Origin of the sequence: Desulfosporosinus sp. HMP52, assembly GCF_000765145.1 — a bacterium.
Lineage (GTDB): Bacteria > Bacillota > Desulfitobacteriia > Desulfitobacteriales > Desulfitobacteriaceae > Desulfosporosinus.
Genome location: NZ_JMGA01000004.1, coordinates 75,050 through 88,727, shown reverse-complemented (window position 1 = coordinate 88,727; position 13,678 = coordinate 75,050). Strand labels below are relative to the sequence as shown.

Sequence of the window (13,678 nt, the reverse complement as noted above, 5' to 3'; positions counted from 1 at the left end):
CTGATCTTTAATACTGTTAATTTCCGCCGCGATAATCTGTGGCGTTCGCTCACTTATTCCCTTCGCCATGATTTTCTAGCTCCTCTGCTTATTCATAAGCTTTTCCGGAGAAAAGCTCCCATAAGACAAGATGGATTTGTACAACCTTACTCATAGCCTATGTGTTCAAGCCCTCACTTGTGACAAAATAATGGGAAGACCGTAAAAGGCTTAGGTACTTTACGGTCTTCCCATTATTTTGTCATATATACCCTAGACAAGGGTAACCCCTGCCGGACAAGGTGCATAAGATAAAAAGGACAAACCAAGGCTTGACCAGTAAAAATCAGAATAAGGGAGGGATTATGAATGCCTATCATTTCGTCAGGGGTGGAAACCGAGATGGTTATCCGTTATCAGATCGGCACGAATGCCGGCGGTTCCCCGGTTTTCCGGCAAAAAAGCTTTTCCGGGCTAAAGATGGACGTGTCCGATGAGGATCTTTACGAAGTAGCAACCACTTTATTCGATTTGTTGGAATACCCGTTGGTATCCGTAACCCGGAATAACCGCTTTGATCTAGCTGAGGAATAAATCTCTAATCAATCATACGAGGAGAGGGGGGATTGGTATGGCAGATACGCAGCAGAAGACCCTTCGGCTGACCTTTGTCACAACCCAGGGAAGCACATTTACCCTTACGCTGCCGGCACCACGGACAGACTTGACTGCCGCGGAAGTTGAAGCCGCTATGGAACTGATTATATCAAAAAATATGTTTGTCACCACCGGTGGCGAATTAATCGGCAAAAAAGACATTAAAATAACAGATTCAACAACAACCGATTTGTATGATCCGCCCCTATATTGAAACCTGTCAGTGGGGAAAATGCCTCGCCTGCCGATGGCCGGTGATTTTGCGGCCTAAGGGCCGCTCTTATGGATATAGAAATTAAGATAGTCAAAATGGTAAGTCAGCATTTATCCTATCAGTGTGAGGAACATGGGGGCTATCAATGATGTTAAAACACCAGCCAATGCCATTGCAAGTCCGGCCATAGCCCCTTGCATTTCACCCTCTAGCATAGCAACGGCAGTCCCTTGACCCTGACCAGCAGTACCTAAGGCAATCCCTCTGGCAACAGGATCTGTGACTTTTAATCTCGTTAATAATGTAGGTCCGATAATGGAGCCAACCAAACCGGTAACAACTACAAAAATGGCTACTAAAGTCGGATCACCACCTATATATTTAGCAATTTCTATTGCAATAGGTATTGTTACCGATTTAGGTGCCAGAGACATTGTTATCGTTTTAGACAACCCTGTAAGCTTGCCAATTAACACAGCAGTGGTCATGCTAGCCAAGGACCCACACAAAATACCAACAAATATCGGTGTAATATATTTTTTCAGTACCAGCCTATTTTTAAAGAGAGGTACAGCTAAAGCCACGGTAACGGGACCCAAAAAGTAAGTGACAATGTCTATTCCTGAAATATACTCATCATACGAAAGATGACAGGCACGTAATAAGAGAAAGATAAAGAATGTACTAAGAAATAACACATTGAGCAGGGGGTGTCTGTTGCATCGTAAGAAAATGAGCCTACTTAAGCTATAAGCACCCATTGTCAAAATTATACTAGCTACAATTAGAAATGAATTCACCGGTTGATCCCACCCCCATTAGAATTCTAGGTATCCTTAATCAGTGTTTTTCCATGGACGGCTGTAAAAAACCCTGATTCGTGTCTGTGGTGTCTAGAGAAATATGTTCCCCCATCCGGCAAGTAAAGGCTATTAATTTAGTTCGATCTTGTTCACTCATCTCTGTAAAGTTAATTGCTAAGCGAAAATCTTGTCCTCTCTCTTCGTTTCTCACTACTTCTCCGGTAGCTTCAATTATGCCAAGCCTAGAACCAGAAATAATACAATTCACCTTAGTACCAATCTCTAATAATTGCTTAGATATAACTTTTACCCCACCACCGCTTATATCTTCTGTGAAGGTATTAATTTGAAATGAATCTATGCCCATAATTTGAATTGCCATTTTAATTTCAGTTCGTAAATATTTACGTCCTGTTCCAAACTTTTGGACAACAACCCCCGTCATGGCAAGGGCTACCACTACACTGACAACTATTGAGGTAGCTAAAGCAAGCCCACTTTTATATAGCAAGGTTCCTGAATTTATTAATCCCACAACCATAGGAATAAAGAAGAATAACATATGCTTTAGCAGCAGATTTACTGCCTCCTCAATGTGTTGTAACTTTACTACTCCTAAACAGAGAAAAATAAATAAAAGAACCATTCCTATAACGCTTCCTGGGATTGGGAGTTGCCAACGTGCTGTGATTTGCGCTCCACCCCAAGTAAACAAGCAAAGTATAGCAGTTTGCCACAATAGCTTTATAGGCATAAAAAAACCGCCTCACCGATGATCATTTTAAAACCCCTCACTCTTCATACAATCTAAATTGATTTATCTTATAAATCCTCCCTTCGTGGCTTTGCTTCCTTGGCTTTCCCCAAGTTTGCCTTTATCGTTTTTGTAGTTGTTTGGGATAATATAAGTATAGCACTCTAGTGTTAAGAAAAAAGGCAGTTATTGTTAAGAATTGGTAATGTGTTGTGTTGGTTGAGAGCAGTGTTGGAGCAATGAAAGAGGCTGCAGCGATGTTTAACATTAAGTTAACTTTTCCTTAACTGAGAATTAATGCTCATACTTTATACTAACAAGTAATGATATATGAATTTAGATTTTTCCGGTTAAGTCTAAGCCGTATAGATTGAGCGAGATGACAGACACATCTCGCTCACCGACATTTCCGGAAAGTTCTAAAGTCGTCGCCGGCACATAAATAAAGGCTAGATGCTTGCTGCTTCTAGCCTCCTCCCCGATTACTGCCTGAAAAGTATACTCCGAAGTTTTTCTTTACCTGAAGCATAAATGAACTAGGCGATGGGCAATGATTATTCCAACTCCAATGTTTTCCCGAATAATTTGTAAAAGTTACTACCGCGGTCCTCAACGGTTTTCCTCTCGCTTTCAGTCGTGCCCTCTGATAATAAACGCAAGAACAAGTTGTCTGACCTTAACTCGCACACTACATCAGTAACATTTCCGTTCCTTTTCTTGTCGAGGGATTCTGCCAGTCTTAAAATCGTTCCCAGTCTTTGAACAATTAATTTATCTTCTTTTGTTAATAGCTTAACATACGGAGATTTGTCGAGCACAAAATTCTCTTTTACGCTAAGAATCATTGTATAAGCCGCCATAATGAGTTCTTTATGTGTTAACCCGTTAATTGGTAAACTCGCCATCATATAGAAAGAGTGTTTGTGATGACTATAAAAATTTATTGCTTTACCGCAATCATGTAATAAGGATGCAGTTTTTAAAATTTTGTAAGAGTTGCCATTCATCTTGTGGATAGGCTGAAGTTGAGTATACAAGCTTTCCGCTAGCTTCCAAACGTGATGGGCATGTGGTTTATCAATACTTAATGTTTCCATAATATTATTAATAGAAAACTCAAGCACATCGTTAATCACTTTATCTCCATGAAGGATCTCATGTAACAGCCCTTCTCTAATTCCGCTGCCACTTACAATTAGTTGAGGGCTACTACAGAACTCTAGCAAAGCTGAAACCACTGAAAATGCTCCTAAGAACATATCACTCCGGTCTTTAGAAAGCCCCTTTATCTTTTTACGTTGCTCGGAGTTGTTGAATTTTATATAATCATATAAATTCAAGACATCGGCAGAATCCATTATGTAATTATGAGAACGATCTATGGGATAATTAGTATTTTTCCTTGATATTCTAGCAATATTGCGAATCGTGCCGCCGACTCCTATCATCGGTAAATTCGTTGCCCCACCCAGCCAAGATATTCTTCCGAATTGTGCGAGAAGGTAGGTATTTAATTCTTTTTCAATAGTGCTATTCATTTTTTCTCTAATTCCGAATTGATCAGTAATGGTAATAGCACCAAAAGGGAGACTAACTGCTTCCTTAACCGTTTTACCCTCAACCCAGATGAGTTCTGTACTGGATCCGCCGATATCTATGATTAACACATTTGAATAGTCCATGCTATTAATGACACCAAAATAATCATAATAAGCCTCTTCTACTCCGGAAAGAACCTTTATTTTGATTTGTAACTTGGATTCAACTAACTTTAAGAATTCCCCTTGATTGCTCGCCCTTCTGACAGCTTCTGTTGCTACGGGGAACAGTTCGCATTCGCCTAAACCTTCACACAATGATTTAAAATAGGATAACGTTTCAATAGCTCTTTCAACCCTAACTGGATTGAGTCGGTTATCTTCAGCCATTCCCATTCCTAATCGAACGGTTTCCTTTACTTCATCAATAATTCGAAAATAGTTACCACTGACTTCTATTAACATTAACCTTATTGAATTAGACCCAATATCAATTATTCCGATTTTCTTCATGTTATTTCTCCCATAAAATCATATGCTATGATACGTTAGATAAATCGATCTAATACTATATTAAATCCAAACTGTTTTCAAGGTTGGCAAACTTAGATCTCAAGAGGTACATAAGGAGCCGTAATATAATGAAAAAGAAAAATGAAGTGGTAGCCGCCATTAATGTAGGTTCAGATTTCTTAAGAATGAGTATTGCACAATTACATTCCGATGGTACCTTAAGGATATTAGAGGATACTTCCCTGCCAAATAATATTGGCAAGGATACATTTACAACTCGCAGAATTTCCCCTAAAACTATTAATGAAACCTGTATTCGATTAAAAAGTTTTGCCAAACTCATGAAGGATTACGAGGTGAAAGTATATAGAGCAATTGCTACAAGTGGTCTCCATGAAGCAGATAATCGAGACTACATTATTGAACAAATAAGACTTATAGCAGGAATCCATGTGGAAATTGTTAATAATCTTCAAGAGCGATTTTTGATCTATAAAGCTTTGAGAAATTATTTAAACGAAGTTGACCATATTGACCTAGCTGATTCAATTATTGCCAATATAACTTCTGGCGGAGTCGAAGTTTCAATGTATGCCGCCGATGGATTGAAGTTTACAGAACATCTCAAACTGGGACCGTTAAGGCTAAGAGAAGTTCTCTCTTCACTGGAAGCAAAAACCATTTCATTCCCCAGGATTATGGAAGAATATATTGAAAGCAAAATATATTTACTTAAACCTAAGCTAAAAAAAATGCCTATAAAAAAATTTATTTGTCTTGGCGGGAGTTTAAGCATATTATTACAAATCACCAAAATGGAACAACAAGCTTATATCAGCAAAGAATCTTTTGATAACCTGTATTTTCAGGTTAGAGATTTAAGCAGCGACCAAATGATCGAAGCATTCAATATTACTTTGGCAGAAGCAGAATTATTATTGCCCACCATATTAATTATTCACAGCTTACTGAGCAGGACAAAAGCTAAGGGCATCCATGCCCCGATGATAACTAATCGTCAAGGGATTCTTTATGGGCTTATTGATAGTCTACATGAGATACAACGAAAAACAAACGATGCCAATGATATTATAAGTTCAGTGTGGTATTTGGCTGAAAAATATGGTGTGGATGAAAAACATGCCGCCTATGTCGAAAAAATGTCCATAGAATTATTTGAAAAAACGTGGAAATATCATAAACTTGGAGATCAGGAAAAATTATATCTTCAAGTGGCAGCAATTCTTCATGATTCTGGAAACTATGTTAGTTTAAGTGAACACAGCAATCATTCCTCTGATATAATCAGATCACAAAGTATTTTAGGCTTCTCCGATAAAGAATTAGAACTCATCGCAAATATTGCCAAGTATCACACAACAACAATGATTCCTACATATTTGGACCAAAGTTATTATGTTTTGAGTCATACTGAAAAAATTTTAGTTTCAAAACTATCTTCAATCTTAAAAATTGCTGAATCCATGGACATTTCACATAAACAAAAGATTAGTGATTTTGAAATACTCAGTTCTTCAGACGACGAACTTCACCTACACCTAATTAGTAATAAGGACATTATTCTAGAAAAGTGAGACATCATGAACAATGCAGAATTTTTTCAAGAAGTAATGGGTGTAAGAATTAAATTGAAAGGATAAAAAAGCATTGAAGAAAAATCCTTATACAACCCAGCAATTTTTCAATAGGGAACTCAGCTGGCTGGAATTTAATGCAAGAGTTTTAGAAGAAGCTCAGGATACCAGTAACCCCCTTTTAGAACGCTTAAAATTTCTTTCAATTGTAGGTTCTAACTTGGATGAATTTTTTATGATTCGAGTAGCATCCTTGCATGATCAAGTCACTGCAAAGTTCGTAAAAACTGACCCTGCCGGTCTCACTCCCAAGGAACAACTTCTTAAAATATCCTCAAAAACCCATAAACAAGTTACGGATATGTACAATTGTTATAATCGTTCACTAACAAAATCTCTAAAGAAAGAAAATATTCATTTTATCCGATATAAGGATCTAAACAAAGATCAGCTTGATTTTATTCGAGATTACTATGCCAATAATATATTTCCGGTTCTTACCCCAATGACTGTCGATAGGAACCAACCATTCCCTCTAATTTTGAACAAGACCTTAAATATTGCTTTATTATTGCAGGATACTGATAGCGATGATAGTAATTCCATATTTGGAACTATTCAGGTTCCCTCAGTCTTAGATCGGTTAATAGAAATTCCAACCATTAATTCTCAAAGGGTATTTATTCTTTTAGAAGAAATTATTAAAGCAAACTTAGCTGCCTTATTCAATAAATACTATATCAAGGCCATAGGGTGTTATCGTATTACTAGAAATGCCTATTTGGATGTTGCTCAGGATGAAGCGGAAGATCTTCTCACGGCAATTCAGCTGTCACTAAAACAAAGAAAATTCGGGAGTGCAATTCGCTTAGAAATTGAACAGAGTATGAATCCTTTACTGCTGAAATTCTTAGAAGAAGAGTTGGAAATTTCAGTAGAAGCGAATTATAAAGTTAAGGGCCCCCTTGATTTAACATTTCTCATGAAACTAAGTGGACTTGATGGCTATGATCATCTAAGATATGATCCACTTAAACCCCGCGCTTATACAACTCTCTTAAATGACGATCAGGATATATTTCAGTCAATCACTGAGAAGGACATTTTATTACATCATCCCTACGATTCTTTTGATATGGTTGTTGACCTTGTCAAAAAAGCTGCAGAAGATCCTAATGTTCTCGCGATTAAACAAACACTTTATCGGGTAAGCGGCAATTCCCCCATTATTGAAGCATTAGCTCAGGCCGCTGACAACGGGAAACAAGTTACGGTTCTCGTCGAGTTAAAAGCGCGCTTTGATGAACAAAATAATATCACTTGGGCTAAGAAGCTTGAAACTGCAGGCTGCCATGTGATTTATGGATTAGTCGGATTAAAAGCCCATTGCAAGGTATTATTGATTGTTCGCCGGGAAGAGGGTATTATTAGACGATACGTTCACCTTGGAACTGGTAATTATAATGATGTGACTGCAAAAATATATACAGATTTAGGTTTGTTAACCAGTAATCCGTATATAGGAGCGGATGCCTCTGCAGTTTTCAATGTCCTCTCGGGCTGTTCCAGCCCTTCCCATCTCTACAAATTGACTATTGCTCCAATCAGCCTTAGGAAAAAATTCCTCGATTTAATCAACAAAGAGGCAGATATTGCTAGAAGCGGCAGGCCCGCTAGAATAATTGCCAAAGTCAATGCTTTGGTGGATAAGGAAATTATCGAAGCATTATATGACGCTTCCTCTGCAGGAGTTACCATTGATCTGATTGTCCGTGGCATATGCTGTCTGCGACCAAAAATTCCTTTGATTAGCGAGAATATTACTGTTAGGAGTATCGTTGGTCGATTTCTTGAACATAGCCGAATCTATTATTTCTATGGAGACGGCGAGGAAGCTATTTTCCTTTCTAGCGCGGATCTTATGAAACGAAATTTAGATAGAAGAGTAGAACTTCTCTTTCCTGTCGAAGATCCGGCAGTTCGAGAAAAAGTTATAAATATCCTGGAGGTCGCTTTGGAAGACACAGCGAAATCAAGGGTTTTGAATTTTGAAGGAACCTACAATAAAATTAGTACAAAGAGAAAGGCGCTTATAAATAGTCAGGAACTATTGCTTAGCTCAAGCTCAAGTGAAACCCCTTCAGAAGAAGTTGAACTTAGTCGTATGAAACTAGAACCGATTTTCTCGAGATAATCATTTAGAATCTAAAAGGCCAGTTAGACTACTGCATACATATCCCCTCAGGATTCGATATTAGAACGCTTAATTTATAGATTTTAGACCTCTTTTACGAAGAGTGTTAGAGCTAAGTTTAAGATGTTAGTGGAGGATTTAGAATAAAGAAATGAGTAAAGGAGGAGCTAATATGTCAAAAAAATCTGTTGACAAAACACCCAAAACTGATCCTGTACAAGAGGTTAATGCAGGTATTGAAGCAGAAAGTCAATTTGAGGGGATTTCTGAATTAGAAAGCGCACAAGAATCAACACTGGAAGGGGAAATTAATGTTGAGTCCCCCCCTAAAGTCGAATATGTGGCCGAGTTAATCCCCGAAGTTGAGCCTCAAGCGGAGATAATTCCTGAAAATGAAAGTGCACTTGATGAACTTACAGAAGCAGAAAGTAAGGGTGTTGAATTGCCGGTTGTTGAAACTGAGGACGATTCCCTTTCTGAAACCTCAGACATGGGCAATCTAGAAGTAAAAACTCTTGAGCTTAAAATAGCAGAATTAGAAGAAAAGGTTGCTAATATTCAAAGAGAGTTAAGTCTTTTAGTCGACAAAAAGAAGAAGAAAAAGAAAAAGGCTGATAAAGTTAAGTGTAAATGTAAAGATAAAAAAGTTGATAGTTCAGAATGCAAGTGTAAAACCAAGAAATTAAAAAAAAGTTAATGTAAATCTTTGACAGGGGGTAGTTTGACTACCTCCTATTTTATTTATGCTGTTTCCACGAACAGGACAGTATTCATGTCGATGCAGTTTTCTAGAAGTAATTGCTTCAACTCGTGCCCTCCTTAAGGATAATCTATTTCAAGTGAGAAGCTAGCTCAGTGCCTTTGACAACATCGAATATATTTTAAGCCGTAGTATGAGGAATAGAAAAACGTCTCACACTGTTTCAGTGCGAGACGAGTTTGTAACCTTATTGGACAATCAGGCATAATATGTATTGTGGTAACTGCCGTGTACCACTTCCTTTCTGAAAGAGGAGAGCCTACGGATGTTTCATGCTAGAACATCTCATGGACATGCTGAATAGTATAAATCAATAAACCTCACATTCTTATAGGAATCTAAGATAAAGAGGTGAAGTATATGATTTTCAAATTCACGATCGCCCATACGCTTCCTCCACAACCTGAATTCGTTAATTTTATACGGGGGCATGAGCTTTTAACAACACAAATAGAAAACCTCATAACCACATGCTGATCTGCTATTCCTGCATTACCGATCAAAAACAAAAGACTTCACAACCGCAAAATACTCCCTCAAATATGCATTAGGCCTCAAATACCAAGGCGTCGGTGACGAAACACCCACTGGATTCAGTCCATTACGCCTTGCTAGAAACTTCGAGCGAAACATATGGAAATCGTTCGTGATGACCAACACAGGCTCCGAAGGTTCATAACTCGTTTGTTGCCCAAGAAGCTCACGGGTATAACGAAAATTCTCCATCGTACTTGTCGACTGTTCTTCCTTGATTATCCGTTCCTTTGCGATACCCTGTTCAACCAAATAACGTTGCATTGCCTCGGCTTCAGTAATCCATTCTCCAGGTCCCTTTCCCCCAGAAACAACAACTTTCATATCCTTATTATCCTGAAGAATTCTCAAGCCCTTATCTACCCGTTCCCAAAGAGTCCAAGAGAGTTTATCTCCATTAAGGCCCGCTCCAAGAATGATAAGGTAGCCAACTTGGCTTGGCATTGGATCCTTGGTATTATACAGCAACAAACTCTCAATTAGAATGAATGAAGCTAGCACCATCACGATACTTAAACGTACAAACTGACGAACTCTTAGAAAGTGACCTTTTAAAAAATGTTGCCTTAGATAGTCACTCTTTAATCCCCAAAAGAGCATAGCTACTCCAAGAAAGCCAGGCAGAAGGGTTCCAAGATTGATCCCCCCATTGAGTACAAGAACGAAGATCGTATCCAGAATTCCTACCCATCCCAATATAATGAACATAATCGAAGCTCGGATCTTTGCCAATTCCCTCTTCTCCTTTTCCTAGATTCCCGGAGACCTTTGGAGCAACTGTGTATTTGACCGTAAAATGCCTAGGCACTTCACGGTCATTATTTTGTCACATTTAAACTCTAGCTTTTTTCAGATAGCTATCTAAAGCCTTCTGTGTTAACTGGGCAGTATTATGCTCCCCTAGTCCATTCTGAATTCTCACTGCCTGTTCCAAAAAGTCTGCACACGTCTGAAAGTAGCCACCGAGCTTGGTATAGATCCCCACAATAGTTCCTATGTTGGGTAATTGTTGTGCTACATCCTCGAAATTACCTGACTCCTCAGCATTGTCCACTTGAGTTTTTAGCTGTATGAGCATTGCACCAGTCTGCTCTTCCAATTCTTTAACAGCATCTTCACCAGTTCCAAGAATGCTATGTGCTACACCCTTCATATAGGTGATGACTTTCTCTCTATCCTCAGCCTTAAATTTTTTACCAAAATACTGAGTCATATTTTTCTTGACATTTTTAGTCGTTCCTTGGGCTTTGAGTAACGCCAATAACATATTTACGGTATACGGGGAATTGTCCAGATCGAACAGGACAGTATCCATGTCGATGCAGTTGTCTAGAAGTAATTGCTTCATCAAGCACCATCCTTAATAAGAATCTAATTCATGTGAGAAGATACTTTTATGAACTAATCTAGTGGTATCCAATGTTTTATATTCTACATTTTCTTACATAAGCCTGCAAATAGACAGAATAAATATGATCTGAAAAAGATGCTCGCAGATAAGAGTTGATCATTAAAATAGAAAAACCCGGTTGGCCACACCGGGTTTCTGATTTATACGGAATATTTAAATCGTTGATACAATCACAAATGACCTTTAGGCATGGGGGTAAATTCATATAGCATTATCATATTTGCTCCAAATAATAGAATTAATAATTTTCTCTATATAGCCCATCTGCTCTTTAGAGAAGGAAGTTGTATCTGTGAAAAAAGAAATCCTTAAGACCCCACTGGTATCTGATTTTTTCAACCAATACTCCAACCCCGAAATCCTGTAGCTTTCACCAAAAGATGCAGTCCATTCTGTTAAATAACCCTTATCATTGGCTATTTTAATCGGTTGAAGTGAATAGGAATGAAAATCGAAAGTGCTAATTCTCTTACTATTAACTAAAAAATTTTCAAGGTCATCTAGGTTCCATATTTGTATATACCCTCTGATTAATATGGTCTGATCGTTCAGATAAGCACTATAGAGTAGTTGTCCGCTTTCAATAATAGGGGTTTCCATAACCTTGGTTGATTCAGATAGATCTACAACAAGTTGATTATTTAAATTATGTTTTAAGATGTTTTTGTTTATGTAGCCAGTAACCGAAAGAAAAGGGTCTCGTATAATTAGGGATAGACCAAAGCCAAGCAATACCCCTAGAATAATATGCTTTTTCACATAACTCCCTCCAATAGGTTTTATTAGACCTTATTGGAGGAAATAACTTTTTATAACAATATTGCTAATGATAAAAGGTTGAAAACCTTGTCGTTCCACATTGGTACTTAGACCCGATGTGGAACGACAAGGTTTGACAGCTGAAAAGCATGTTCTGCGATTATCGTTGCCTTCTATCAAAAGTAAATAATCGAGTAATTTTACCCCAGACCAGCGGCGAAACTACAGCAGTTCCCCCTAATACGGTAGCCCTTTGAATATCAAGGTTTACAAATATCTGGGAATTAATGATGTTACACTTTTCCCTTACACCTGCATCCAATACAATAGTTCTAGGAATGCTTCATTCCGGCATCAAAATAAATAAGAGGCTTTAAGCCTCTCTAAATTGTGCTGCCCACGAGCAGCTTTAGGATACTATAGTTATATTTATTGATGCTTGATAAAGAACCTTCTCGCCGGATCTCAAATAAACAGTAATTTGATATTTCCCCGAACTCAACATATATTTAGGGATTTCCGATCCATTTTGAGCGCTATAACTATAAGTCCCCTTTGTTGTTGATTGGATCAGAACTTCTGGATTTAATGTGCTTGCATCTGCCGGGTCATCCCATTGCAGAAATACAGGTTTCCCTTGGAGAATGGTTGCATTCTGTACTGGTGATTTGATAGTCAAGGATTTAACTGTGTTCTCGCCAATAGTTACATTTACCTTTGGCATAGAAATAGGAGTATATGAGCCAATTAAGGGATCAATTGATTTCATAATATATACTGTAATAACATAATGATGTCCACTAATTATATGATCAGTTGTCAACGTGAAGCTATGTGTATCACCAGGCACATCAGCTGTATAATCACGAAGGTATGGCAAAGGATTATCCAAGTCTGAAATAACAACCGTGTAACTGGTAGCATCCGGAGCAGCAATCCATGTAATTTCTATATCGCTATAAGGAAGGTACGCTCCATCCTTAGGATAAATAATACGAATAGATGGTTCAGTGATGTTCACTGGAGTAAGCTGAATCGCTTGACCAATCCTGAGATTAGTGGGATTAATTCCAGGATTGAATGTGAGGAGTTCTGAAAGGGAAGAATTATGAGCAAGTGCTATTTTGTAGAAGGTATCACCAGGTTTGATAATGTATATAAAGTAGGTAGCTATCAGACGCTGTAGATATCCCCACGTTATTGATCCGACAATTCCATCCGGGACTAGACCGTAGTCTTTTTGAAATTGGATTACAGCGGATTCTGTTTTTACTCCAAAAATTCCATCTGTCGTTCCGGGTTTATATTTTAAGATACTTAAGGTGGACTGTAGTTCAACTACTTCATCTCCCCTTGATCCTATACGCAATGTTCGCAATTAAACCACCTCTATCACATTTTATACTTTTATAGTATATGTAATTGTAAGGGAATAGTGTTGGAACAAACAAACGTCTCGAGTGAGCTTTCCAATGTATGCAATCACTTATGTACCAAAGGCTCTTTAACCATCCCCACTCTGGACTTGCATACGTTAGAATGCGCCCGTGTCCGGCGCACATCAAAAAGCCAGCAGCTTCACAGGCTGCTGACTTATATTTAAGAATAATTCCTGAGGATTCATTGAGTGCACCTCTTAAATTAGCTCCTCAATTTTTTCTACCATGTCTTCTTCCTCAACATCGCCAGCTAACTTTCCATAGAACTCCCCATCTTTGAAAAACAACAACTGAGGAACACCTTTAAGGGAAAAACTTTTAAACAAAGCTTTATCCTGTTCAACATCCAGAGCGTAAAACCCTAATTTACTTTGATACTTTTCCGCAACTTCTTCTAACCTGGGTACCACTTCTTTACATACGTGACAATCATGCCTGGTAAATGCAACTACGCAGGCCTCATTGTTATCATAAATTGCTTTATTAAAAAGGTCGGCATTAATTTTCTTTAGTTCCATTTTTTCCTCC

At 38.1% G+C, this 13,678-nt stretch carries 13 protein-coding genes; 5 read left to right on the top strand and 8 right to left on the bottom strand.

Going from position 1 to position 13,678, the window contains the following annotated elements; all coding sequences use genetic code 11:
- Positions 1 to 348: 348 nt before the first annotated feature.
- Positions 349 to 573, top strand: a complete 225-nt coding sequence (locus tag DP73_RS01905; RefSeq protein WP_034597068.1) for a DUF1659 domain-containing protein — start codon at positions 349 to 351, stop codon at positions 571 to 573.
- A 37-nt stretch (positions 574 to 610) separates the two neighbouring features.
- A complete protein-coding gene (locus DP73_RS01900) occupies positions 611 to 850 on the top strand; it encodes a DUF2922 domain-containing protein (RefSeq protein WP_034597067.1) in 240 nt (79 codons plus the stop codon).
- Positions 851 to 960: 110 nt separating this feature from the next.
- Here the strand turns inward: DP73_RS01900 and DP73_RS01895 are convergent, their stop codons facing one another.
- The 3 genes from DP73_RS01895 to ppx all read right to left on the bottom strand — a co-directional run bounded on the left by DP73_RS01895 (position 961) and on the right by ppx (position 4,458).
- Complete coding sequence (locus DP73_RS01895; protein ID WP_034597066.1) at positions 961 to 1,650, bottom strand: LrgB family protein; 690 nt, start codon at positions 1,648 to 1,650, stop codon at positions 961 to 963.
- A 40-nt stretch (positions 1,651 to 1,690) separates the two neighbouring features.
- A complete protein-coding gene (locus tag DP73_RS21905; protein ID WP_052090338.1) occupies positions 1,691 to 2,407 on the bottom strand; it encodes a CidA/LrgA family protein in 717 nt (238 codons plus the stop codon).
- Positions 2,408 to 2,961: 554 nt separating this feature from the next.
- A complete protein-coding gene (ppx, locus tag DP73_RS01885) occupies positions 2,962 to 4,458 on the bottom strand; it encodes an exopolyphosphatase (RefSeq protein WP_034597064.1) in 1,497 nt (498 codons plus the stop codon).
- A 128-nt stretch (positions 4,459 to 4,586) separates the two neighbouring features.
- Here ppx and DP73_RS01880 point away from each other — a divergent pair, with 128 nt between their 5' ends.
- The 3 genes from DP73_RS01880 (at position 4,587) to DP73_RS01870 (ending at position 8,944) form a co-directional block, all read left to right on the top strand.
- On the top strand, positions 4,587 to 6,053 hold the full coding sequence (locus DP73_RS01880; RefSeq protein WP_052090337.1) for an HD domain-containing protein: 1,467 nt from the start codon (positions 4,587 to 4,589) through the stop codon (positions 6,051 to 6,053).
- A gap of 73 nt (positions 6,054 to 6,126) precedes the next feature.
- A complete protein-coding gene (locus DP73_RS01875) occupies positions 6,127 to 8,247 on the top strand; it encodes an RNA degradosome polyphosphate kinase (RefSeq protein WP_034597062.1) in 2,121 nt (706 codons plus the stop codon).
- 151 nt (positions 8,248 to 8,398) lie between these two features.
- On the top strand, positions 8,399 to 8,944 hold the full coding sequence (locus DP73_RS01870) for a hypothetical protein (protein WP_128751362.1): 546 nt from the start codon (positions 8,399 to 8,401) through the stop codon (positions 8,942 to 8,944).
- Positions 8,945 to 9,499: 555 nt separating this feature from the next.
- On the opposite strand, the gene DP73_RS01865 is transcribed toward DP73_RS01870, so the two are convergent.
- From DP73_RS01865 to DP73_RS01845, 5 genes are all read right to left on the bottom strand, one after another.
- On the bottom strand, positions 9,500 to 10,249 hold the full coding sequence (locus DP73_RS01865; RefSeq protein WP_034597081.1) for a YdcF family protein: 750 nt from the start codon (positions 10,247 to 10,249) through the stop codon (positions 9,500 to 9,502).
- 124 nt (positions 10,250 to 10,373) lie between these two features.
- Complete coding sequence (locus tag DP73_RS01860; RefSeq protein ID WP_034597060.1) at positions 10,374 to 10,889, bottom strand: hypothetical protein; 516 nt, start codon at positions 10,887 to 10,889, stop codon at positions 10,374 to 10,376.
- 264 nt (positions 10,890 to 11,153) lie between these two features.
- Positions 11,154 to 11,711, bottom strand: a complete 558-nt coding sequence (locus tag DP73_RS01855; protein ID WP_034597058.1) for a hypothetical protein — start codon at positions 11,709 to 11,711, stop codon at positions 11,154 to 11,156.
- A 409-nt stretch (positions 11,712 to 12,120) separates the two neighbouring features.
- Positions 12,121 to 13,089, bottom strand: coding sequence for a peptidoglycan-binding protein (locus tag DP73_RS01850; RefSeq protein ID WP_034597057.1), 969 nt, complete (start codon positions 13,087 to 13,089; stop codon positions 12,121 to 12,123).
- A 258-nt stretch (positions 13,090 to 13,347) separates the two neighbouring features.
- Entirely contained in the window at positions 13,348 to 13,668 is a 321-nt protein-coding gene (locus DP73_RS01845; RefSeq protein WP_034597055.1) for a thioredoxin family protein, read from the bottom strand.
- Between the last annotated feature and the right edge of the window lie 10 nt (positions 13,669 to 13,678).

Bases quoted from the DNA above. Each gene is read 5' to 3' on its own strand.
- DP73_RS01905 (WP_034597068.1), top strand. From the start codon at position 349: ATGCCTATCATTTCGTCAGGGGTGGAAACCGAGATGGTTATCCGTTAT.
- DP73_RS01900 (WP_034597067.1), top strand. From the start codon at position 611: ATGGCAGATACGCAGCAGAAGACCCTTCGGCTGACCTTTGTCACAACC.
- DP73_RS21905 (WP_052090338.1), bottom strand. From the start codon at position 2,407: ATGCCTATAAAGCTATTGTGGCAAACTGCTATACTTTGCTTGTTTACT.
- ppx (WP_034597064.1), bottom strand. From the start codon at position 4,458: ATGAAGAAAATCGGAATAATTGATATTGGGTCTAATTCAATAAGGTTA.
- DP73_RS01880 (WP_052090337.1), top strand. From the start codon at position 4,587: ATGAAAAAGAAAAATGAAGTGGTAGCCGCCATTAATGTAGGTTCAGAT.
- DP73_RS01870 (WP_128751362.1), top strand. From the start codon at position 8,399: ATGAGTAAAGGAGGAGCTAATATGTCAAAAAAATCTGTTGACAAAACA.
- DP73_RS01865 (WP_034597081.1), bottom strand. From the start codon at position 10,249: ATGTTCATTATATTGGGATGGGTAGGAATTCTGGATACGATCTTCGTT.
- DP73_RS01860 (WP_034597060.1), bottom strand. From the start codon at position 10,889: ATGAAGCAATTACTTCTAGACAACTGCATCGACATGGATACTGTCCTG.
- DP73_RS01845 (WP_034597055.1), bottom strand. From the start codon at position 13,668: ATGGAACTAAAGAAAATTAATGCCGACCTTTTTAATAAAGCAATTTAT.